The organism is Streptococcus infantis, from assembly GCF_047460685.1.
GTDB lineage: Bacteria > Bacillota > Bacilli > Lactobacillales > Streptococcaceae > Streptococcus > Streptococcus infantis_AD.
In genome coordinates this window covers 15959-39471 of sequence record NZ_JASHFS010000020.1, presented here as the reverse complement: position 1 = coordinate 39471, position 23513 = coordinate 15959, and the positions used below count along the sequence as shown (strand labels likewise).

Genomic DNA, 23513 nt, shown 5'->3' with positions numbered 1-23513 from the left:
AAGTTGTCTAAAGCTCTCTCCTTTCTTTCTTAATTCATATATTTGAACTTTATCTTCATAAGTTAATTTCATAATAAAAACACCCCAAAAGTTAGATTTTTATGTCTAACTTTTGGGGTGCAGTTCAAACTGACGCTTTTTTTGTTTATTTAGATTTGATATAGTTGATACCATCTGCCTTCGGTGCAACTGCTTTACCAAAGAAGGCTGCCAGGACGACGATGGTCAAGAGATATGGTGCAATCTGCAAGTAAACAGTTGGAACTCCTTGTAAGAAAGGAAGTTGTGAACCAATAACTGCCAAACTCTGTGATAGTCCGAAGAAGAGACTTGAAAGCATAGCTCCTACAGGATTCCACTTCCCAAAGATCATAGCTGCAAGAGCGATAAATCCTGGTCCTACAATCGTTGTAACTGAGAAATTGACGGAAATTGACTGAGCATAGATAGCTCCTCCGATCCCTCCAAGGAAGCCTGAAATCACAACTCCAAGATATCTCATCTTGTAGACATTGATTCCCAATGTATCCGCTGCTTGTGGATGTTCACCAACTGAACGAAGGCGAAGTCCAAAGCGAGTTTTAAAAAGGATAAACCATGCTAAGAATGAGAAAGCAATCGCAAGGTAACCAAGTAAACTGGTTGACTTGAAGAAGATATCTCCTAGAAATGGAATATTGGCCAAGACTGGGAAATCAAAACGTCCAAAGGTTTGAACCAAGTTGTCCGTTTGCCCCTTGTTATAAAGGACTTTTACCAAGAAAACAGCCAAGGCAGGCGCCATCAAGTTTAGCACAGTACCACTGACAACATGGTCAGCACGGAAATGAATTGTAGCCACTGCATGAATGAGCGAGAAGATAGCTCCGACTAATCCACCAACTAGAAGAGCCAACCAAGGGGTCGCTGCTCCTAAATCTTGAGCAAATTCAAGGTTAAAAACAACTCCAGAAAAGGCACCCATGACCATGATTCCTTCAAGACCAACGTTAACAACTCCACCACGTTCAGAGAAAACTCCTCCGATACTTGTGAAAATAAGTGGTGCTGAGTAAATCAACATTGAAGAAACCATAAGGGTTAACATTGTTGTAATCGACATCCTTATTTACCTCCTTTAAGTTGTTTTCTTGGTTTGACAAAGCGTTCGATGATGTAATGAACACTGACAAAGAAGATAATTGAGGCTGTAACGATACTTACAAGCTCAGATGGAACTTGAGCAGCATTCATACCAGGGGCTCCAACTTGAAGCACTCCGAACAAGAAGGCTGCAAAGAGAATTCCAATTGGTGAGTTTGCAGCGAGTAGACTAACCGCCATTCCGTTAAAGCCGATCGCCAATGATGAACCTTGGACATAAACGTTTTGGAAGGTCCCGAGTCCTTCTACTGCTCCACCTAGACCTGCAAGGGCACCTGAAATAATCATTGATAGGATGATGGTGCGTTTAGCTGAAATACCTGCATATTCAGAAGCATTTGGATTGAGACCAACTGCACGGATTTCAAAACCGAGAGTTGTCTTCTTAAGCAAGAACCAGATAACTCCGACTGCAATGATAGCAAAGAAAATACCGATGTTCATACGAGAGTTACCTGTTAGCTCAGAAAGCCAAGGTGTCTGATAGGTTGCATTGGCACTAACACGAATGGATGAGTCAGTACTCTGCATAATATCTTTAGGGAAGTGGTGGATAAAGGCATTCCCCACATAAAGAACAATGTAGTTCATCATGATGGTAACAATAACCTCAGATGTTCCAAGATAAGCTCTAAGAACACCTGGAATCGCACCAACAATCCCCCCTGCAACTAGCGCAATGATAATGGTTGCGAGAATCAGCAAAGGACGTGGCATATCAGGATGAGTCAGGGCAAACCAGCCACTAAGAACCCAACCCGCGAGGGCTTGTCCAGGAAGCCCAACGTTAAAGAAACCAGCACGACTTGCAACTGCAAACCCTAGAGCGATCAAGACTAACGGACCCATAGCACGGAAAATTTCACCGATACCACGAACACTACCAAAGGCTGTGTAGAACAACTCTTCATAACCCCAAATAGCATCATAGCCAAAAATCCACATGACGATGGCTCCAAGCAAGATTCCAAGGATAACAGAAATCAAGGGAACCGAAATTTGTTGTAATTTTTTAGACATCACTCTTCTCCTTTTTCCAATTCACCACCAGCCATCAAGACACCAAGTTCTTGCTTGTTGGTTGTTTCTGGCGTTACAATCCCTTGAATCTTACCATCATGGATAACAGCGATTCTATCTGAGACATTTAGAATCTCATCTAGTTCAAAGCTGACTACAAGGACAGCTTTCCCATTATCACGTTCTTGAATCAAGCGTTTGTGAATGTACTCAATAGCACCGACGTCCAATCCACGAGTTGGTTGGCTGACGATGAGGAGATCCGGATTTCGATCAATCTCCCGAGCGATGATTGCTTTTTGTTGATTTCCTCCAGAAAGGGCAGAAGCTGGAACAATCTCACTAGCAGCACGAACATCAAACTCCTGCATTAATTTTTTCGCATAGTCAAGGATATTCGTATAATTTAAAATTCCCTTCTTGCTAAGAGGTTCTTTATAGTAGGTTTGAAGAGCGATATTTTCAGAAATCATCATTTCCAAGACCAAACCATCACGGTGACGGTCTTCCGGAACGTGACCAACGCTCAGTTCAGTAATTTGACGTGGATGCAATCCTACAATGGACTGGCCTTTCAATTCCACACTACCAGACTCAATCTTACGAAGTCCTGTGATAGCTTGGATCAATTCAGACTGACCATTTCCATCAATACCGGCAATTCCGACAATCTCACCAGCTCGAACATCGAGTGAAAGATTCTTAACAGCAGGAACGCCACGGTTTTCATGAACAACCAAGTCTTTGATGGAAAGAACGACTTCTTTAGGTTGAGGTGCTTGCTTCTCAGTTTTGAAGGAAACAGAACGTCCCACCATCATTTCTGCCAAGTCAGCATTAGTTGCACCAGCAATCTCAACTGTTTCGATTGATTTACCACGACGGATAACTGTAACGCGGTCAGAAACCGCACGAATTTCATCCAACTTGTGGGTAATCAAGATAATTGATTTGCCTTCTTTGACCAAGTTCTTCATGATAGCCATCAACTCATCGATTTCTGATGGCGTTAAAACAGCAGTCGGTTCGTCAAAGATAAGAATATCGGCACCACGATAAAGTGTCTTCAAAATTTCAACACGTTGTTGAGCACCAACAGAGATATCTGCTACTTTGGCAGAAGGATCCACAGCTAGTCCATAACGCTCTGATAATTCAAGAATCTCTCGACTTGCTTGAGCAATATCTAGGACACCATTTTTAGTCAATTCACTTCCTAAAATGATATTCTCAGCAACAGTGAAAGCCTCTACCAACATAAAGTGTTGGTGAACCATTCCAATCCCTAGGCTAGCGGCTTTTGATGGCGAGTCTAGTTTTACAACTTGACCGTTAACCACAATTTCACCACTAGTTGGTTCTAGAAGCCCTGCTAGCATGTTCATAAGAGTGGACTTCCCAGCTCCATTTTCTCCTAAAAGTGCATGAATTTCACCTTTACGAAGTTCAAGGTTAATCTTGTCGTTAGCGACAAATTCACCAAAAACTTTGGTAATTTCACGCATCTCAATGACATTTTCGTGTGCCATGTGCTCTTCCTTTCAGAGTTTAATTTTGTTTCAATAAAACCTGCTAAAGAATCTTAGCAAGCTCTATTGAGACAAAACAATTTGTCTCAATTCTTAAAGAAGCGGCCACAGGCCGCTCCCCTAAGAAATGACTTTCATCCATTATTTTTCAGGAACTTTTACACTTCCATCAAGGATTTTAGCTTTTGCATCTTCAACAGCTTTTTTACCTTCTTCAGAAAGGTTAGTTGTTACTAGATCAACCCCTTTATCCTTCAATGAGTAAACGATCACTTGACCGCCAGGGAATTCACCTTTTTCAGTTTTGTTTGCAATATCTTGAACTGTTGTTCCGACTTGTTTCAAAGTAGAAGCAAGTACGAAGTTTGATTCTTTACCATCTTTAGAAGTGTATTTACCTTCTTCAACTTGGTCACGGTCTACACCGATAACCCAAACTTTTTCGCCTTCGTTTTTGCTTTCATTCAAAGATTTAGCTTCTGAGAAGACACCTGCACCGGTACCACCAGCTGCTTGGTAGATTACGTCTGCACCTGCAGCGTATTGAGCTGCAGCGATTGTTTTACCTTTAGCGGCATCACCAAATGAACCAGCGTAGTCTACTTGTACTTTGATAGATGGGTCAACTGACTCAACACCAGCTTTGAAACCAGCTGCGAAACGAGAAATAACTTCAGATTCCATACCACCTACAAAACCAACTTGTTTTGTTTTAGTAGTTTTAGCTGCTGCTACACCTGCAAGGTAAGCTGCTTCGTTATCAGCAAATGTTACACTTGCTACGTTCTTTTGATCTTTAATCACATCATCAATCAAAACATAGTTCAAGTCTGCATGTTCTTTCGCTGCTTCTTCAACCGCATTGTGAAGAGCAAAACCAACACCATAAATCAAGTTGTAGCTTCCTGCTGCTTGGTTCAAGTTGTTAGCGTAGTCAGCTTCACTTGTTGATTGGAAGTATGTGTAGCCTTTATCTTTTGCAAGATTGTGCTCTTTACCCCAAGCTTGAAGACCTTCCCAAGCTGATTGGTTGAATGATTTATCATCAACACCACCAGTATCTGTAACGATAGCTGCTTTAGTCTTCAAATCAGAAGATGAAGATGCTGCGTTACGAGAAGAGCGATTACCACATGCAGCAAGTCCAAATGCTGCTACTGCAACTAGACCAAGGCCTAGCCATTGTTTCTTGTTCATTACTGAACCTCCTAAATAAGATGCGCAACGAAGTTGCAAGTATGGATTGATTGGTCACAAGGACCTTGTCACTCAGAGAGTGACACAGACTATTGCAAGTCTGTAAATGAGTATGGAAGTAATTCCCCGACCGTCATCTCGACCGTCGTTTTATCTTTGGCGACTAGAGTCACCTTTAGATCTGGTTTAAAAAATTCGACCATAACCTGTCGGCAAGCACCGCAAGGCGAAATAGGTTTCTCAGTTTCCCCATAAACAATCAATTCTGAAAACTCTCGTTGTCCTTCAGAAACTGCCTTAAAGATAGCTGTCCTTTCGCCACAGTTAGTCAAGGGATAGCTAGCATTTTCAATGTTAACCCCTGTATAGATACTTCCATCCTTGGCTACCAAAACAGCGCCAATCGGAAAATGTGAGTAGGGAACGTAAGCTTTTTTACTAGTTTCAATCGCTAAATCAATCAACTCAGTAGTCACCATCTGCTAACTCTCCTTTTAAGATTGCTACACCAGAAGATGTTCCAATACGAGTAGCTCCAGATTCAACAAAGGCAACAGCATCTGTATAAGAACGAGCACCACCAGCAGCTTTAACCCCCATATCAGGACCAACTGTCTGGCGCATTAATTGAACATCCGGTAGGGTTGCTCCACCTGTTGAGAAGCCTGTTGACGTCTTGACAAAGTCTGCTCCTGCTTTCTGGGCTAGCTGGCAAGCCTGAACTTTTTCTTCATCAGTTAACAAACAAGCCTCGATAATAACCTTAACCAGTTTGTCTCCGCTTGCTTCAACAACTGCTCGAATATCTGATTCAACCAAGTCCACATAGCCTGACTTGAGTGCTCCAACATTGATAACCATATCAATCTCATCAGCACCATTTTGGATAGCTTCTTTAGTTTCGAAGGATTTAACAGCAGATGTTGTGGCTCCAAGAGGAAAGCCTACAACCGTACAAACCTTGACATCAGTAGTTTCTAGACCAGATTTGGCATGAGCAACCCAGCACGGATTAACACAAACACTGGCAAAATCATAGTCTTTGGCTTCAGATAACAAACGATTAATTTGTTCCACTGTTGCATCTTGCTTTAAAAGCGTATGATCAATGTATTTATTTAATTTCATTTCGGTTTTTCCTTAAATTAGGAGATGATTTCGATAATTTCACGCGATTTTATCACTTCATCACTTATTTTAATTTTAACATATTTTTGGAAATCTGTAACTAGTTCCGGAGAAATTTTGCCATTTGTATATACTTTTGCAACAATTTCACCCTTTCTGACAAAGTCTCCAACTTTCTTCTCAAAAACAATCCCCGTCTCATAGTCAAGGGCGTCTGTTTTCACTGCACGACCAGCACCCAATCTCATGGCAAAAAGACCAAACTCCATGGCTGGAAGTTCTGCGATAATACCATCCTCTTGAGCAGGAATATCAACTATATGGTCAACTTTTACTGGACGATAGAGGTCTTCTAAATCTCCACCCTGAGCTACAACCATCTCTTCGAATTTCTGGAGTGCCTTACCATTTTCAAGATGTTGTCTTACTTCCTCAACAGTTTTTTCAACATTTGCTAAAGATAGCATAATCTGGGCTAACTCGCAGATAAAATGACTAATATCTTCACGTCCCTTACCTTGAAGAATTTCTAGTGCTTCTAGGATTTCCAAGCGGTTTCCAATGGCACGTCCCAATGGTTGACTCATGTCCGTAATGACTGCTACTGTCTTGCGACCTACAGCTTTACCAAGATTTACCATAGTTTGAGCCAATTCACGGGCCTCGTCCACTGTTTTCATGAAGGCACCTTCACCAACAGTAACGTCCAGTAAGATGGCGTCAGCTCCAGCTGCAATCTTTTTACTCATGACTGAGCTAGCAATCAAGGGAATAGTATCAACCGTTGCCGTCACATCACGAAGGGCATAGAGCAATTTATCAGCCTTAACCAGTTGATTGGACTGGCCAATGACTGAGACCCCAATCTCTTGAACTTGTTTGATAAATTCATCCTGACTTCGTTCAATCTGAAAACCTTTGATGGATTCTAGCTTATCAATGGTCCCACCAGTATGACCCAGACCTCTACCACTCATCTTAGCAACTGGAACACCGAAACTAGCTACTAATGGCGCTAAAATTAAGGTAACCTTATCTCCCACTCCACCAGTAGAGTGTTTATCAACCTTTATACCCTCAATAGCTGATAAATCAAATTCCTGACCTGTCTTAACCATGTTCATAGTCAAGTCAGAAATCTCATCTATAGTCATTCCCTGAAAATATACTGCCATAGCAAAAGCTGCCATCTGGTAATCAGGGACGATTCCAGATACATAACCTTCAATCAACCATTGAATCTCACTGGAGCTTAGTTCTTGGCCGTCTCTTTTTTTCTGGATTAGATCTACTGCTCTCATTCTTTCACACTTCTAAGGATATAATATCCCTTATCTTTCTTTACAACCTCACAATTGCCAAAAACTTCTTCCATCTTACTTTTGGCACTAGGAGCTCCTTGTTTTTTCTGGATGACAATGGTCAAATCTCCACCATCAACAAGATAATCAATACTTTTCTCGATGATTTCATGAACGACCTGCTTGCCTGCACGAATGGGCGGATTCGAAATGACATGATTAAATTGTCCTTCTACCTGCTCATAAATATTAGACTGGAAGATAGTCGCTTGAACCTTGTTTTTTACTGCATTTTGCTGGGCTAAATCCAGGGCACGATTATTGATATCCACCATCGTTGCTTGGGCACCATAAGCCTTAACCAAAGACAAGCCTATCGGACCATAGCCACAACCAACATCAAGAATTTTTTCATCTTTTTCGACATCTAGACATCTTAGTAATAACTGACTTCCAAAGTCAATCATTTTTTTACTAAAGACACCCGCATCTGTCAAAAAGGTCATCTTTTGCCCAAGTAGCTCAACTCTAAGCTCATGAACATCATGGGCTGCATCTGGATTTTCTGCATAATACATTTTACTCATGACACTATTTTACCATAAAAATAAGTTATTTGTAAATCGTTTACAAAGGTAGCAAGCCCTTACATCACATTGTATTTTCTCAAAAATAATATAAATTCGGATTAACATTAGGGTCCTAGTAAAAAGCTCCCTACTGCCATGGTAATCGGAAAAGCAAAAATGCAAGCAAGACCAAAAAAGAAGAGCCAGCACTTTCTTTCAAAGAATGCTAGCACAAGGTAGCCAAGACCTACGAGGGGCAATAAAATAAAAAGAACAAAAGTGGTCCAGTTATAGGAGTGAAGTCCGATAGAAAAGGAAAAATTAATCCAGTTTGGTGATAACCATAAAACAACTACAAACAGACTGATCAAAACAAAGATCTTATCTCTTAATCTCGTTTTCATCTTAGCACCTCCTTTATAGGTTTTCCCCCTTATATTTTAACAAAGAAAGTACTTTTTCTCAAATGGTCGGATGTCATTCTTTCCAAAATATGGTATACTAAGATATCAAACGAGGATATAGTATGACCAACGAATTTTTACATTTTGAAAAGATAAACCGCGCAACTTGGCAATCCCTGCATCGCAAAACAACTCCTCCCTTGACCGAGGAAGAATTAGATTCCATTAAGAGTTTCAATGACCAGATTAGCCTACAAGATGTTACAGATATCTATCTGCCACTAGCACATCTGATTCAGATTTATAAGCGTTCCAAAGAAGACCTTGCCTTTTCAAAAGGCATTTTCCTTCAAAGAGAGAGCAAAGAACAACCTTTCATTATCGGAGTTTCAGGAAGTGTCGCTGTCGGTAAATCAACTACTAGTCGTCTCTTGCAAATTTTGCTTTCTCGTATCGTTCCTGGAGCAAGTGTTGAACTGGTTACTACGGATGGTTTTTTATACCCAAACAGTGTCTTAATTGAGCAAGACATTCTCAACCGCAAGGGTTTTCCTGAGAGTTACGACATGGAAGCTTTGCTTAATTTCCTAGATCAACTCAAAAATGGGCAGGATGTTGATATCCCTGTTTATTCCCATGAAATCTATGATATTGTCCCTGGTCAAAAACAAAGAGTAGAAGCCGCTGATTTTGTCATTGTTGAGGGAATCAACGTATTCCAAAATCCTCATAATGCCCGTCTCTATATTACTGATTTCTTTGACTTTTCAATCTATGTCGACGCCGCAGTCGAGGATATTGAAAGCTGGTATTTGGATCGTTTCTTAAAACTTTTGAGCTTTGCTCAAGATGATCCAGGCAACTATTACTACCGTTTCACTAAACTTCCTCTTGGTGAAGTCAAGGATTTTGCCCACCAAGTTTGGACCAGTATCAACCTCACCAATCTCCAAAATTACATTGAACCGACACGAAATCGTGCCGAGGTCATTCTCCATAAATCTAAAAATCACGAAATTGATGAAATTTACTTAAAAAAATAATTTTCCCTTGTCAAAACGTAAGTTTTCAGATATAATGGTATAGTTAGTAAAAATGGAGGTAAGAACATTGGCAAACATTAAATCAGCTATCAAACGCGCTGAATTGAACGTTAAACAAAACGAAAAGAACTCAGCTCAAAAATCAGCTATGCGTACTGCTATCAAAGCTTTTGAAGCAAACCCATCTGAAGAACTTTACCGTGCTGCCAGCTCAGCTATCGATAAAGCAGAAACTAAAGGTTTGATCCACAAAAACAAAGCTAGCCGTGATAAAGCACGTCTTGCAGCTAAACTTGGTTAATCATTAACTGCATACAAAATGAGCTCCTCGGAGCTTTTTTTGTGCACATTTTCTGGAGGTTATTATGAAAATAGCTATCATTGGATATTCAGGATCAGGCAAATCCACTCTGGCAGAAAAACTAGCTAATCACTACTCTATCCCCAAACTTCATATGGATACTCTCCAATTTCAGCCAGGGTGGCAAGATAGTGACCGCGACTGGATGCATAACGAAATGAAAACTTTTCTAGCCAACAACGAAAACTGGGTCATTGATGGCAACTACTCTTGGTGTTGCTATGAGGAAAGAATGGAGCAAGCTGACCAGATCATCTTTTTAAACTTCTCTGCTTGGAATTGTTTGCTAAGAGCCTTTAAGCGCTATTTAAAATATAGAGGGAAGGTGAGAGAAAGTATGGCTAAGGGATGCCCCGAGCAATTCAACTGGGAATTTATTCGTTGGATTCTCTGGGATGGTCGAACAAAAAATGCTAAGGATAGATACCAATACTTAAACAATACTTACCCAGAAAAGATGAGCATTCTCCATTCTCAAGCAGAGATTGATTGTTTTTTGCGATCTTTAAAAAAGTAAACAATACAGTAGATTTCATTAAAATCAGCATGTACTGATTGACTAAAAAAGGAAGTTTTTCATCCAGAAAGTCTTCCTTTTTTCCTTTTATTCAACAATTAAAAATAACTCAATCAATTTATAAATCAAATATAAGATTCCCTAGAAATGAAGAGAATCGTGTTCATAGTTTCTGAGTTCGTGATACAAAAAACTGAAGGAAGTATAGTCCTACTTCTTTCAGTTTTTTATTGTCTCAATTTAGAAAAAACTTCTCCGATCTTACCTTCGATAACTAAATCAGCTTGGCTGTCTTGAGGAGTGCTGGACTTGTTGATAACGACAAGATTTAACCCTGAAAAATAATTGATTAGGCTAGCTGCAGGATAAACGACTAAGGAAGTTCCTCCAATAATCAATAAATCTGCTTGCTGAATGGCTCGAGCTGCTCGACTAAATACGTCCATATCTAGTGATTCCTCATAAAGGGTTACATCAGGTTTGACTACCTTGCCACAATCTAAGCAGTGGGGAACTGGACCTTCAAGTGCCAAAAATGCATTCAAATCATAAAAGCGATGACAGCCCAAACAGTAATTACGATCTGCACTACCATGCAGTTTCAAAACTTTTTCAGAACCCGCCATTTCATGGAGACTATCGATATTTTGCGTCACAATCGCCTTTAATTTACCAGTCTTTTCCAAAAATGCTAGATAAATATGTGCTAAATTTGGCTTGGCATCTGGATAGACGAGATACTTTTTGTAGAAATCAAAAAAATCCTCTGGATAGCGTTCAAACATGGTGCGTGAAACCAGTTGCTCGGCAGTAAAATGGCTCCCCAACTTAAGACTATAAACACCATCAGAACTTCGAAAATCAGGAATATTAGACTCTGTTGAAACCCCTGCACCACCGAAAAAGACAATTCTCTGACTTTGATCTATCAGTTCCTGTAATTGTTCAATCTTATCCATTTTACCCCTCCTTAAGTTTTTTGTTCTAAAAAAGTTGAAAACCTTTAGCTTCTGTCAACCAGGCTTTCAACTTTATTTGATTATGATTTAGATATTTAACTGACTACTTTTGGTCCTTTGACATAATTTGACTTTCTTCAAAATCCTTATTCTCATCTATTATAAGATTGAAGCAATGAACATGCTTATCATTTTGAGAACAAGAGTAATCACATGAATGGAATCTAACTTTAGTCTGCAATCAAGGTTTCTAGACCAACCTTCATCATATCTGTGAAAGTATTTTGGCGTTCTTCAGCTGTAGTGTCTTCTTCTGGGTTAACCAGGCTGTCAGAAATCGTCATAATGGCAAGAGCATCAACATGGTGTTGGGCAGCAAGATAGTAAAGGGCTGCTGCTTCCATCTCCACTGCTTTCACTCCCCACTTACCAAGTTCGATATTCTTCTCAAAGTAGTTTGAGTAGAAGACATCTGATGACAAAACATTTCCGACGTGAGTGGTCATACCGAGATCTTTGGCGATATGGTAGGCTTTATCTAGTAAATCAAAGCTAGCGATTTGTGGAAAATCATATAGTGGCCAGTCGTTACGGATGATGTTTGAGTTGGTAGCAGCTGCTTGCGCCAAGACCAATTCACGGACGTGAACATCCTCATTCAAAGAACCAGCAGTTCCGACACGGATCAATTTTTTCACACCGTAATCGACAATCAATTCACGCGCATAGATGGAGATTGATGGCATTCCCATCCCTGTTCCCATGACAGAAACACGGTGTCCTTTGTAGGTACCTGTGTAACCAAACATGTTACGGACTTCGTTAAAGCAAACAGCATCTTCAAGGAAATTCTCAGCGATAAATTTCGCACGAAGAGGATCCCCAGGAAGAAGAATTTTATCAGCAATTTCACCCTGCTTAGCAGCAATATGGATAGACATAGTTTATGATACAAAGAGCGACCAGAAAGCGACTGAAAATTAGGAATCTGACGAGAAATCCTGATTTCACAGTCAGATTATCTATTTTCCGAGCTTTCCGCTCGTGTTCAAATTAGAACACACGCTCTACCTTTCTTTTTTATTAATAGGACAGGCGACAGAGAACAAAGTAAAAATAGAAAACTGGCGACGCATTGTAAATGCTAGACAGTTTATCTTTTTTACACAGTTCTCCGCCCGTATTCAGTTCAGCTAATACGGTTAACCCATCCTTTCTTTTTTAATTGAGTAATTAGAAAAGCTTTCCGCTCGTGTTCAAATCTGAACACATGCTCTACCTTTCTATTATTTTTAATTTGTTAATGAATCCAAAAATGCATAGAGTTTTGCATTCATTTCTTGATAATCATATGCACGAATAGCTTCAGGCTTTTGAACATAAGTCAAATTCTTGCTTTGTTCTTCCAAAACTTCTTCACCATCCGCAGCAATTAAGAGCTCTACTGCTTCTGGATCAAATTCCAAATGAGCTTGGAAGGCATAGTGTTTAGGACTAAAGCGAATAATCTGACGTGGACAGCCTTGACTGGTCGCAAGAACGATAGCATCCTCTGTTAATCCCGGCATATCTCCATGCCAGTGACCAGTATTTAAAGTTTGTCCAAAAACTTTGACATGATTGTCTTTTAATCCAGCTTCAGTTAGCGTTATTGGAAAAACACCAATCTCACGCTCTGGACTATGTTCATACTCTGCGCCATAAGCAACAGACAAGAGTTGAGCACCAAGACAGACACCAACAATATAACGATCTGCCTTCATAGCCTTTTGAATCAGCTCAATCTCTTCCTGAGGATCGTAGTATGGAAAAGTTTCCCGATCTTCATCTGGCGATTGAGGTCCTCCCATTACGATCAAAAAGTCGATCTCATCCACTGTCTCTGGTAAGGCTTCATTCTCATAGACTTTGGTCGTGGTCACTTGATGGCCACGCTCCTGCGCCCATTTTAGATAAGCGCCCGGCACTTCAAAGGTTTCATGCAGTACAAAATGTACCTTCATCGTTTCTTCTCCCATCTCTTTCGAATCACGTAAGACAGACTAGCTGCAAGTACAAGCGGAATTGTCAAACTCCAAGTTTGGCCTGTAAATCCAAGGCTCAGGGCAATAGCTGCCAGAGGAGCTTTTAAGGTCGTCCCTAAAAAGACGGTCGCTCCTAGTAACATCCCTAAAGCAGGATCCAGATGAATACCAACTACAGTCAAAAGCAAGGTCACTAGATAGCCAGATCCAATCCCTAAGGCAAATGATGGTGTCAAAGTTCCCCCATACGCACCATTGCGCAAGAGGAGATAAACCAGAAGCCCCTTCACTGCAAGAGCCAGTGGAAGATAAGGAATCGACTGACTAGACAAGAGGACTTGCGCTAGTACCTGGCCATTCCCCATAAAGATAGGGAAAAAGGCTACTAGGCTCCCCAGCACTAGAAAGGCTAGAGGAAGAGCCCAAAGAATCGTCCCAGCCTTCCGCCGTTTGTGACTAGCCCGCTTGGCGAGGAAAGCAAAGACCAGAGCCAAGGGAGTAACCAAGAAAGCAATCACAATAGCCTGGAAGAAACTGCTAGCCGACCATGAGACTGCGGACAGGTGATAAATAGCCTCCTGACCAATGATGGACTGAGCGACCCAGGTGGCTAGATAAGTGCTGGTCAAAACCAGTAGAAGGTTCTGCCAACTGTAGGCGAGTCCTAAGGTCTCAAAGACGAACAAGCTACTGGCAAAGGGAACTTGATAGACCGCAGCTAAACCAGCTCCAGCACCACAGGCAATCAAGACTTTTCGCTCTTTGAGGGCTAGAGAAAAACCTTTCGCCAAGCGATCAGCTAGAAGAGCCCCGACCTCACGTGGTGCTCCTTCTTTTCCGACCGATGCACCTGCTCCGACAATCGCAACCTGCATACCTGCATGAAGGAGGTGGGCTAAGAGCGCTGGTTCCCTGTCTCCAGCTAAGTCAATTTGCTGGCGAATAGACAGAATCTTATAACGCTTTTGCAAGATATACCAAAAACCAGCTGCCAAGCACCCAGTCACACATAAGACCAAAAATCTACGGAGACCTCCAGCTTCTTGAAATTGCTGGAGTAAATCCGACTCATCTTGGCCAAAAGCCAGCCCTTGCACCCCTTCTAGTAGATAATGACAGGCAATTCCGACCAGACCCGTCCCTATTCCTAATGATAAAGTGGCTAGAAGCACTCTCAGTCCATAGGGCATACTTTGGAGTCGTACTCTCATAGTCTTACAATTCTGCAAGAATAGCTTTAAGCAATCCTTTAAAGTCTCCTTTGACACGTTCGGTAACTTCTACTACTTCTTCGTGGTTAAGTTCCTCTTGGAAACCAGCCGCAAAGTTGGTAATACATGAAATACCAAGAACCTTCAAACCAGAATGCGCTGCAATGATGACTTCTGGTACTGTAGACATACCAACTGCATCTGCTCCAAGTGTTTTATAAGCACGGATTTCAGCTGGAGTTTCATACGTTGGACCGGTTACACCGATATAAACACCATCATCAAGTTTAACACCAAGCTTTTCAGCAACTGCATGAGCTGTAGCACGATATTCTGGAGTGTAAGCTTTTGACATGTCTGGGAAACGTGGACCGAAGTCATCTAAGTTTTCACCGATTAGAGGGTTTTGGCCTGTCATATTGATGTGGTCAGTGATAGCCATCAAAGTACCAGGACCAAAGCCGATACCTCCAGCAGCGTTGGTTACAATCACACCTTCACAGCCCAAAACTTTCATGACACGAACTGGGAAAGTCACGACTTCAAGCGGATTTCCTTCATAGAAATGGAAGCGTCCTTGAAGTGCTAAAACCTTACGTCCTGCAAGCTCACCGTAAACCAATTTTCCAGCGTGTCCAACAACAGTAGAACGTCCCCAGTTTGGAATCTCAGCATAGTCTACCACAACTGGATTTTCAATTTCTTCAGCAAGTTCTCCAAGTCCTGATCCAAGAATCAAGCCGAACTCTGGTGCTTCTACTCCCTTTTCTTTTAAGAAAGCAGCTGTTTCATTGATTTTTGCTAATAATGTCATTGTCTGTCTCCTTCATAATCTTTTAAAAATTGACCAATTTTGTCAAAGGTTTTTGCATTTCGAATAGTAATATTACGATAGAAAGGCATCTTAAGCAGGAACTTGTGATAGGCTGTTTTGCTATAGGTTTCTTCTGAGAATTTGCCCCAGAAGATTCCCAGTTTCCCGAAATGAAGCAGTTCATCTACCAGTTCCATACTTTCGACTTTCTCAATGACTTGCTTGTTATCCAGTCCCTCAGTATAAAAGAGAACATCCTTTCGAGCCATTTCTTGGAACCACCATTCCGGAAGAGTTCTAAGCTCCTCTTCATAATCTTCTTGACTTAACAAGGAAAAATGTTGGATAAATGGATAATGCTTGTCAAAGAAAGCCTGTAAGATCTCCACTAGTTGAGTCTTCGAGATACTTGTGTCAAAGAAAATATTGCCACTATTGATGTAGGTTTCAACATTTTCCAATCCCAACTCTGTCAATTCTTGACGAAGCTGGGCCATGACCACCTTATGTTTCCCACCGACATTGATCCCTCTAACCAGTAATGCCAAGCGAGTCATCTTAAACCAATTTATCTAAGAAACTTTCACCAATCATAGCTTTATCAACGCCAAAGTTATCAGCGATTGTCGCAGAAATATCAGCAAAATGACCGATTGGTAGGTGTCCATTTCCTTTTAGTGATGGGCTGTAGGCCAAAAGTGGAATGTATTCACGAGTATGGTCTGTACCTGCATAAGTAGGGTCATTACCATGATCGGCAGTAATCATGAGTAGATCATCTTCTCTCATAGCAGCGATAAGTTCTGGCAAACGTTCATCAAACTCGTGCAAGCAGTCGCGGTAACCATGTGGATCACGGCGGTGACCGTAAAGTGCATCAAAGTCGACCAAGTTAGTGAATGAGAATCCTTTTTCAAACTCAGTAAGGCCCATTGTTGTCAAAAGTGTGTCAATTCCATGGCTATTTGACTTATTGTGGCCCATATCATGGTTCACCCCAGCACCATTAAAGATATCGCTAATCTTACCTACTGAGTAAGTATCAATGCCTGCTTCGTTGAGTTTGTCCAAAACTGTTGGAGCAAATGGAGATACAGCCAAGTCACGACGATTTGCAGTACGTGTGAAGTTTCCAGGCTCACCAACATAAGGACGAGCGATAATACGTCCGAGAAGAGCTGGACGCTCTAAAGTAATCGAACGAGCGTATTCACAGATACGGTAGAGTTCATCCAAAGGAATGATATCTTCATGAGCTGCAATTTGAAGAACTGGGTCAGCTGATGTATAGATAATCAACTCCCCTGTTTCCATTTGGCGTGGTCCAAAGTCATCGATTACAGCAGTTCCTGAGTAAGGTTTGTTGGCTTCACGAATAACCTTGCGTCCTGAAAATTCTTCGATTTTAGTAAGAATTTCTTCTGGGAATCCATTCCAGAAAGTATCGAAAGGTTCAGTGATATTAAGTCCCATGATTTCCCAGTGACCAGTCATGGTATCTTTACCTAATGACACTTCCTCAAGTTTAGTGTAGTAGCCGCTAGGATTTGCCTCTGCGGGAACCGTTTTAAGGGATGTTTCACGCTCGATGTTACCAAGACCAATCTTAGCCATGTTAGGAACATTCAAACCAACTGATTTTGAAATATGGCCAAGTGTATCAGATGCTCCATCTGGAACCCCTGCATTGACAAAGTTATTAGCATCTGGTGCTGCACCGATTCCTACAGAATCGAGTACCACCAAATGAATACGTTTAAATTTTGACATCGTTTGCCTCCTTTATTTTCCTTTTGTTGAAGTTAAAACCTGAACGCCAGCTTGCCCTGCAACAATCACTTTATCAACCATTTGATTAAATAAACCGTGCTCAACAATACCGACCTGAAGATCCAGTTGATGACCAAAAGCAATCGGATCTTCAATAACACCTAAATCAAGATCAATAATGAAATTTTTCATATCCGTCACAAAGCGTTGGCCATCTTTTTCACGAAAACTTGGCTTATAACCAGCTTTTTCAAAACGACGGAAAACCTGTTCTGCTCCGTATTGGACAACTTCGACAGGTAGTTTGAAAGCGCCCAGTTTCTCAACCATTTTGCTCTCATCTACCACCCAGATATACTGTTTGGTTGGTGTCGCAACTACTTTTTCCATTAGAAGCGCACCACCGCCTCCTTTGATACCATTAAACTGGCGATCTACCTCATCAGCTCCATCAACAGTCACATCAACCTCATCCACCTCGTCAATCGACTTAAGTGGGATATTCAATCCTTGTGCCTGTTTTGTCGTTACACTCGAGGTCGTTACGGCTGTAATTTGAAGTCCTTCTTCTTTAATTCTACGTCCGATCTCCTCTACGAAATAATAGGCAGTCGAGCCTGTTCCAAGTCCTACAACCATTCCGTCGGTTACGAACTCAGCAGCCTTGATGCCTGCTATTTTTTTCAGATTTTCCACTTAAACACCTCCAAACAAAAAGCTACTTTTATTATAACATGAATACGCTTCAAATTCATCCTTGCACTAGAAAAACCCGAACATTTTATTTCGGGTTTCTGATTCTTATTTAACCATGTCAGGATCGTAGTCATAAAATCCTGTGTCAAGGAAACGATTTTTTGGATGTAGTTTACGGACTTGCTCGTCCAACAAGAAGGCTTGGTCATGCGTAAAGCTTCCCTCTTGAATCAAGCTACGGGCTTGGATGAAGAGTTTTGCAATCTCAACAAAATCTTGACCTGGAGTATAAAGTCCCTCTAGTTTCCAATGAGTGAAACCATGCTCTACCAACTCTGGTAATTTGGTCATCAAATCAAGGTCGTTATTGGCAAAAATGTGAGTTCCATGATTGTCTTCAAAAATTGAGTAATGGCTATCTGGATCACTAGGCTCTGCTAAGAAGAGGTCGCGTTGACGTGTTTTTTCATCATCAATCTGAGTAAAATTATAGTAATTCTGCAGGAGTGGACGCTTAGAGTGGTGGATAACACTTGCTCCATAGACCAAAATTTCAGCAGGAATTTCCAAAATTTCAGGCATTTTAAAGAGTTCAGCTGATGGAATTTCACGAGCCAATACTGCCTCAGAAGCGCCAGCCTTTTGTCCCCAGAAATTGATCTGACGGCTGCTAGTTACCATCGTTGAGGCATCATAGATGGTTTTAAAAGAATAACCATCGCGATTGACAACATAAAAGACACCCGCATCCCCAACAGTAATGTAGTCTGTTTTAATTTCTTCCAAGAAATCAAGAAAGGGTTTGATACGATCCATCATATCCTGATGCATAAGAGCATTGACCGCTACGATCAATTCCTTACCTGCATCATGAACCAGACCAGCGATGGTTCTCAGTTCATCATAAGAAAAAGTCTTTGGCAAACGAAGTCCAAAATCTTTCTCACCAACATAGATGCGGTTAACTCCCGCCTCTAGTAATTCTTTTACTTGTTCAATGCTTTCAGCAGTTGCTGTAATAATAATCTTTTCCATAAGAAAAATTATACCACATTTCTGAAAAATCAGCTATGGGCAATCTATTTTTTAAGAAAAGTTATACTCTTCGAAAATCTCTTCAAACCACATCAGCTTCACCTTGCCGTAGGTATGGTTACTGACTTCGTCAGTTCTATCCACAACTTCAAAACACTGTTTTGAGCAACCTACGGCTAGCTTCCTAGTTTACTCTTTGATTTTCATTGAGTATTAGTTTTATCCCCTTCACTTTTAGAAACAGAAAAGTGAACTACCTTTACTAGAGTTCACTTTATATTCTTTTATGCTTGTATTTCTTCAACAAGGTGACCATCATTCATGATAAAGACACGATCGACCTTATCGAGAAGTCTGGTGTCATGAGTAATCATTACCACTCCTCTTCCCTGCTCATGGGCAATTGAAGCCAGCATATCCGTCACTTGGTAGGCTCTTTGGGTATCAAGACTAGCCGTTGGTTCGTCAGCAAGTACGATGCTGGGATTGTTATAGAGTGCTCTGGCAATTGCTGCTCGTTGACGTTCTCCCCCAGATAAGGCCTTTGGATAATGATTTTGAACTTTGTTCAGGTCCAACAAATCAAATAACTCTTGACGGTCACTTTTCGAAGATTTGTCTTTATCTAGTCGATCAATTAGGTCTAATTGTTCCTTAACGGTTAAAAAAGGAATCAAATTTGAAGCCTGTAATATAAAACCAAATTCCTTAAACCGAAGATCTGTTTTCTCTTTTTCAGTCAAATTACCCGTTTCTGTTCCCTTTACTAAAATCTTCCCACCTGAAGGTTCCTGCAACTGCCCTAAGGTGGTCAAAAAGGTTGTTTTACCAGATCCAGAAGGACCAACTATGGCAACAAATTCACCAGCATTTAGTTGAAAGTTCGTCTCGTGTAAAGCAACGACTTTCATATTTCCTTCTCCGTAACTTTTCGTCACTTGCTTCATTTCTATCAATGGTGTCATGTAGGTCTCCTTATCATTCTGCAATAGCTGTTATTGGATCAACTTTGAGCAAACGAGGGAGAGAAATCACTCCTCCAAGTAATGCCATCAAACAAATTCCCAAACTCAATCCTAAATATGCTAACCAACTTGGATAGAAAACGAAGGTTGCAGGTAAAACAAGGATGACAGCTACAATTGCCAATAATGCTAGACCGATCCCAAAAGCTGCCAGCAATATAATTTGACAAAAAAGCGACCAAACAATAGTTTTAACCTGAATTCCTTGGGCTCTCATAATTCCATAGAGGCCTAGTTTTTGAATGGTAATAATATAAATAAAAATACCAATAATAAGACCTGATATGATAATCATCGCTAAAATCATGCCTGAAAATACGTTTACTTGAGGTGTGTAGCCCGGAATATGGGCAATCATGTTTTGAATGGTTAGTTGACTTAAACCCTCTGCAGATAACTGAGCATCATTTTTTAAGACCAAAGCAGAAATCGAGCGACCTGCATTCAGACTACCTTGCAAGGTCCAATAGCTGGTCAAATTTGTAAATACTACAGGTTCTGTAAAAAATTTATTCCCTTTCGTAAGTCCAACGATGGTATAAGAATTTTCACTTCCATTCAGTTGAATGGCATCACCAAGTTTTATTCCATAGTTTTCTAAAGATTGATCCACGACAACTTCATTGTCACTTTCTGGGTAATGGCCCTCAATCAAGGAAGGAGAGATAAAACTATCCCAATCCTGTGCAAAAATAGAGATGTTTACCTTCTCACTATCATTGACGAGATTGGTCACCGCAAACATATACCCCAAAGGTGCTGCATCTTCGGAAATCTGATCCTTATAATTCTTTTCTGGAATAAAGGAAGCTGTCAGATTATCATTTGCATAATCTGATAAAACAATTCCTGTCGCTTGCCAATTATCCACGGCTGCTCTATTATTTCTAACAAGTCCCAAAGCTAAACTTGTCATAAAAAAGACCATAAACGCTATAAGAAAGATCGTCGTTAAAATCAAACTATAACGAAGTTTATTTTTTAAAATTTCCTTGATTGCAAGATACACTGCAAATCTCCTTTTACTTTTCTAAGAGTGGAAAAAGCTCACTCAGCATCAAAAATAAAAGACAGAAAAATCTGTCTAAATCTGTCTTTCATGCAAATCTTTTCATTCATCCTACAAAGTAGTTCTAAATCTACGGATACAACCAGCAATTACTATTTATATTTGTTTCGCTTCCTCATTACAAAAACTTGAACAGCCAAGATGTTTTGAGTGTTTACCCATCCTATCATCTTTGGGTAAGAGTGTCAAGAAAATTGTTTCATCATATGAAAACAGACTTTATTCTTTTTGTAACCTTACTGTAATAATTTTTTTCTTGAAAAATGGTAAAATGAAAGAGTACTGTTAAGGAGAGAATCATGCCCGTAAGAAAATATCAACCGTATGAGTTTGAAGAAGAGGAAACTCAAACAGAGCTCTATCAAGACTATGTTCCAGAAACCACTTCCATTGCTAGTTTGAAGGAAGTTCTTTTCTTTGTAAACATTGCTTGTTTTTGCGTCTTTTTAGCCTTGTTTAGCTTTATCTTTTTAGCCCTCAAGTTCAACACAGTTCTGGCTTTTAGTCTAGCCATTGCCTTGAGTTTGGTAGCTCTAAAGTTCCAACGTTCTATGATTAAGAAGAAATTTTATTAGACTCAAAAAGGTCGGGATTTTGATCCCGACCTATTTTTTATGTAACACGATAACTACATGGCTGTGACTAGAGAAGCGATACTTGGTCTATCACTTTCTAAGTCAGCGTCTTTTCTCATTTATTTTTACGCTTGGATGGTGTTTGGATAGCGATCTTTACTTCAAAAATCGTACCATGTGGTTTGTTATCCTTAACACTGATGGTTCCTTTAAGAGCATCGACAATTTGTTTGGCTAAAGACAAACCTAACCCAAAGCCACCTTTTTGACGAGTACGAGCCTTGTCAACTCGATAAAAGCGATCAAAAATTTTCTTTTTATCTGCTGCAGAAATACCGATTCCATCGTCAGCCACTGACAAATAGAGAGTACGCTCTGTCGCAGCGATTACAAAATGAATTTCTCCATCTTCTTCAGTATACTTGACAGCATTGTCAAACAAGATAGTCATCAGTTGCTTAAGAAGAAGCTTGTCTGTTATGATGGTCCGATGAATTCGATTTTCAAAATGAAAAACGCGGTTATTTTCAGATGCAATCATTTCATAGTTGGTAAATGTTGTGTTGAAGAAATCTGGCTGCACTTCTCCTAATTCAGGCTTTATCCCATCATCACGACGGGCTAAATTTAGGAGATTGGTTGTTAAAAAGCGCATGTTTCGAACTTCTTCTAAACTAGAAGCAATACTCTCGCTAGATTCCATAATAGTAGCTTCCGGTTTTCGAAAAAGAGTTTCCAAGCGATTTTGAAGAACAGCAAGTGGAGTACGTAGCTCATGACTGGCATTTTCGACAAAACTCTGCTGCTTCTGCATACTTTCAAGCAAAGGTTTGACACTAACGCGAGCAAGATAAAGACTGGCAAGAATGGATATAATCCAGAAGCTGGCCATAACGACTACGATTAATTGCTCATGGTTTTGACTGATTTGTTCCAGTTGACTGGTATTAATCAAAACAGCTGCATACTTAATATTGGTCGAGACAGATTCAATATTCATCTCAGTCAGAATCACTCGATAAATCTCATCCTGCCCATAGCTATTCTGGACATGAAGCTGTCTAATGTGATTCAAATCCTTTTTATTAAATGTAACCCTATCAAGACCTAAAAAGCGATTTCCAGCTACTAGTTGATTTAAACTAGAGTCCAATAAAATTACTTCCGTATTAGAACTGACTGTAGGTTTGCTATTTGAAGGCGGCCCTACCGATTCACTATTCAAATCTTTTACATCTTCTGTCGCACGGTTGACAGCCAACTGGATAACATCCTGAGGATTAGCACTGAGTGACAATAGCTTCTCATCAACTGAGGTATAAAGACTCGAATGCATAACCTGCAAGATAATCAAGGTCATAGCGGAGAAAATCAGAGTAAATACTCCAAAGTTACGAATAAAGTAACTAAAATCCTCCTCATACCAATTCTTTTTAATTTTTTTAAACATGTTTTAAAATATACCCAACACTACGCAAGGTTTGGAGGTTTTCAGCAAAGACTGAGCCCTTTAATTTCTTACGAACTTTTGATACATAGACTTCTACCACGGAGATGGTTGTGTCACTGTCAAATCCCCACAAACGGTCAAAAATCTGTGTTTTTGGTAAGATAACATTTTGATTTTGGAGGAAATAAACCAAAAGATCAAATTCTTTACCCAATAGTTCAACAACAGTATTATTAACTCTAACCTCATTGGTAGATAGATTGACAGTCAAATCACCATAAGAAAGAGTATTTTCATTGAATTTGCCAGAACGTTTGAGCAGCGCTTGAATACGCATCTTGAGTTCTTCTAGGTAGAATGGTTTTGTTAAATAATCATCTGCTCCAAGCTCAAATCCATGTCCCTTATCATCAAGACTTTCCTTGGCTGTCATGATGAGAACTGGAGTCGAAATGCCTTTTTCACGCAATTCTTTTAAAACTTGGAACCCATTTTTTTCAGGCAACATCAAGTCCAATAGAATCAAATCATAAACGCCACTTTCAGCCTCATAGAGACCTTCTTCACCATCAAAAACCTGCATAACATCCGCAAAATCATCCAGAAAGTCAAAGACTGAATTTGAAAGTCCTAGGTCATCTTCCACTAATAGAATCTTGATCATCAAAAATTC

The 23513-nt window shown here is 40.3% G+C and carries 26 protein-coding genes; 4 read left to right on the top strand and 22 right to left on the bottom strand.

The annotated features are described in order from the left end of the window. Positions 1–145 precede the first annotated feature (145 nt). The 9 genes from QM917_RS09595 to QM917_RS09555 form a co-directional block, all read right to left on the bottom strand. Positions 146–1102, bottom strand: coding sequence for an ABC transporter permease (locus QM917_RS09595; protein ID WP_414270225.1), 957 nt, complete (start codon positions 1100–1102; stop codon positions 146–148). 2 nt (positions 1103–1104) lie between these two features. Beyond that, a complete protein-coding gene (locus tag QM917_RS09590; RefSeq protein ID WP_414285577.1) occupies positions 1105–2163 on the bottom strand; it encodes an ABC transporter permease in 1059 nt (352 codons plus the stop codon). Then, the gene (locus tag QM917_RS09585) at positions 2163–3692 is read right to left on the bottom strand and encodes an ABC transporter ATP-binding protein (protein WP_414285575.1); all 1530 of its coding nucleotides are present in this window, start codon (positions 3690–3692) and stop codon (positions 2163–2165) included. The genes QM917_RS09590 and QM917_RS09585 overlap by 1 nt, the downstream gene beginning before the upstream one ends. A 141-nt stretch (positions 3693–3833) precedes the next feature. After that, positions 3834–4889: a BMP family lipoprotein gene (locus QM917_RS09580; protein WP_045763743.1), complete on the bottom strand. Its 1056-nt coding sequence runs from the start codon at positions 4887–4889 to the stop codon at positions 3834–3836. An 89-nt stretch (positions 4890–4978) separates the two neighbouring features. Next, positions 4979–5368 (bottom strand): cytidine deaminase, encoded by a 390-nt coding sequence (locus tag QM917_RS09575; RefSeq protein WP_414285573.1) that lies wholly within the window; start codon positions 5366–5368, stop codon positions 4979–4981. Beyond that, a complete protein-coding gene (deoC, locus tag QM917_RS09570) occupies positions 5355–6017 on the bottom strand; it encodes a deoxyribose-phosphate aldolase (protein ID WP_414285571.1) in 663 nt (220 codons plus the stop codon). Before deoC ends, QM917_RS09575 begins: the two co-directional genes overlap by 14 nt. 17 nt (positions 6018–6034) lie before the next feature. Next, positions 6035–7318: a pyrimidine-nucleoside phosphorylase gene (locus tag QM917_RS09565; RefSeq protein ID WP_248035451.1), complete on the bottom strand. Its 1284-nt coding sequence runs from the start codon at positions 7316–7318 to the stop codon at positions 6035–6037. After that, on the bottom strand, positions 7315–7905 hold the full coding sequence (locus QM917_RS09560; protein ID WP_248035453.1) for a class I SAM-dependent methyltransferase: 591 nt from the start codon (positions 7903–7905) through the stop codon (positions 7315–7317). The genes QM917_RS09565 and QM917_RS09560 overlap by 4 nt, the downstream gene beginning before the upstream one ends. A 107-nt stretch (positions 7906–8012) precedes the next feature. Beyond that, positions 8013–8291 (bottom strand): 1,4-dihydroxy-2-naphthoate prenyltransferase, encoded by a 279-nt coding sequence (locus QM917_RS09555; protein WP_311523133.1) that lies wholly within the window; start codon positions 8289–8291, stop codon positions 8013–8015. 122 nt (positions 8292–8413) lie between these two features. Here QM917_RS09555 and coaA point away from each other — a divergent pair, with 122 nt between their 5' ends. The 3 genes from coaA (at position 8414) to QM917_RS09540 (ending at position 10212) form a co-directional block, all read left to right on the top strand. Next, positions 8414–9334: a type I pantothenate kinase gene (gene coaA / locus QM917_RS09550; protein WP_414285569.1), complete on the top strand. Its 921-nt coding sequence runs from the start codon at positions 8414–8416 to the stop codon at positions 9332–9334. A gap of 52 nt (positions 9335–9386) precedes the next feature. Beyond that, on the top strand, positions 9387–9635 hold the full coding sequence (rpsT, locus tag QM917_RS09545) for a 30S ribosomal protein S20 (protein WP_029689628.1): 249 nt from the start codon (positions 9387–9389) through the stop codon (positions 9633–9635). A gap of 64 nt (positions 9636–9699) precedes the next feature. After that, positions 9700–10212: a DNA topology modulation protein gene (locus QM917_RS09540; RefSeq protein WP_414285568.1), complete on the top strand. Its 513-nt coding sequence runs from the start codon at positions 9700–9702 to the stop codon at positions 10210–10212. A 227-nt stretch (positions 10213–10439) separates the two neighbouring features. Here QM917_RS09540 and QM917_RS09535 read toward each other — a convergent pair whose 3' ends face one another. The 11 genes from QM917_RS09535 to QM917_RS09485 form a co-directional block, all read right to left on the bottom strand. Then, positions 10440–11171, bottom strand: coding sequence for an NAD-dependent protein deacylase (locus QM917_RS09535; RefSeq protein ID WP_414285567.1), 732 nt, complete (start codon positions 11169–11171; stop codon positions 10440–10442). Positions 11172–11401: 230 nt separating this feature from the next. Further along, entirely contained in the window at positions 11402–12112 is a 711-nt protein-coding gene (gene deoD / locus QM917_RS09530; RefSeq protein WP_414273346.1) for a purine-nucleoside phosphorylase, read from the bottom strand. A 351-nt stretch (positions 12113–12463) separates the two neighbouring features. Further along, positions 12464–13174, bottom strand: a complete 711-nt coding sequence (locus tag QM917_RS09525) for a type 1 glutamine amidotransferase (protein WP_371607998.1) — start codon at positions 13172–13174, stop codon at positions 12464–12466. Continuing rightward, the gene (locus QM917_RS09520; protein ID WP_414285565.1) at positions 13171–14406 is read right to left on the bottom strand and encodes a chloride channel protein; all 1236 of its coding nucleotides are present in this window, start codon (positions 14404–14406) and stop codon (positions 13171–13173) included. Before QM917_RS09520 ends, QM917_RS09525 begins: the two co-directional genes overlap by 4 nt. Positions 14407–14410: 4 nt before the next feature. After that, positions 14411–15220, bottom strand: coding sequence for a purine-nucleoside phosphorylase (locus QM917_RS09515; protein WP_178894853.1), 810 nt, complete (start codon positions 15218–15220; stop codon positions 14411–14413). After that, positions 15217–15777: a DUF1697 domain-containing protein gene (locus QM917_RS09510; RefSeq protein ID WP_075231960.1), complete on the bottom strand. Its 561-nt coding sequence runs from the start codon at positions 15775–15777 to the stop codon at positions 15217–15219. Before QM917_RS09510 ends, QM917_RS09515 begins: the two co-directional genes overlap by 4 nt. 1 nt (position 15778) lies before the next feature. Beyond that, entirely contained in the window at positions 15779–16990 is a 1212-nt protein-coding gene (locus QM917_RS09505) for a phosphopentomutase (RefSeq protein ID WP_075231961.1), read from the bottom strand. A 12-nt stretch (positions 16991–17002) separates the two neighbouring features. After that, positions 17003–17686, bottom strand: coding sequence for a ribose-5-phosphate isomerase RpiA (rpiA, locus tag QM917_RS09500; RefSeq protein WP_045763755.1), 684 nt, complete (start codon positions 17684–17686; stop codon positions 17003–17005). Between the two features lie 105 nt (positions 17687–17791). After that, on the bottom strand, positions 17792–18721 hold the full coding sequence (locus tag QM917_RS09495; protein ID WP_414285563.1) for a peptidase U32 family protein: 930 nt from the start codon (positions 18719–18721) through the stop codon (positions 17792–17794). A 284-nt stretch (positions 18722–19005) separates the two neighbouring features. Further along, the gene (locus QM917_RS09490) at positions 19006–19686 is read right to left on the bottom strand and encodes an ABC transporter ATP-binding protein (protein ID WP_373093713.1); all 681 of its coding nucleotides are present in this window, start codon (positions 19684–19686) and stop codon (positions 19006–19008) included. A 13-nt stretch (positions 19687–19699) separates the two neighbouring features. Beyond that, positions 19700–20755 carry an ABC transporter permease gene (locus QM917_RS09485; protein ID WP_414285561.1) on the bottom strand — a complete coding sequence of 352 codons (1056 nt, stop codon included), beginning with the start codon at positions 20753–20755 and terminating at the stop codon, positions 19700–19702. 359 nt (positions 20756–21114) lie between these two features. Between QM917_RS09485 and QM917_RS09480 the strand changes: the two genes are divergently transcribed. Then, positions 21115–21390: a DUF3270 family protein gene (locus QM917_RS09480; protein ID WP_414285559.1), complete on the top strand. Its 276-nt coding sequence runs from the start codon at positions 21115–21117 to the stop codon at positions 21388–21390. Positions 21391–21505: 115 nt separating this feature from the next. On the opposite strand, the gene QM917_RS09475 is transcribed toward QM917_RS09480, so the two are convergent. Both QM917_RS09475 and QM917_RS09470 read right to left on the bottom strand, forming a co-directional pair. Beyond that, a complete protein-coding gene (locus QM917_RS09475) occupies positions 21506–22840 on the bottom strand; it encodes a sensor histidine kinase (protein ID WP_414285557.1) in 1335 nt (444 codons plus the stop codon). Next, on the bottom strand, positions 22833–23504 hold the full coding sequence (locus QM917_RS09470) for a response regulator transcription factor (RefSeq protein WP_414285556.1): 672 nt from the start codon (positions 23502–23504) through the stop codon (positions 22833–22835). Before QM917_RS09470 ends, QM917_RS09475 begins: the two co-directional genes overlap by 8 nt. Positions 23505–23513: the final 9 nt, after the last annotated feature.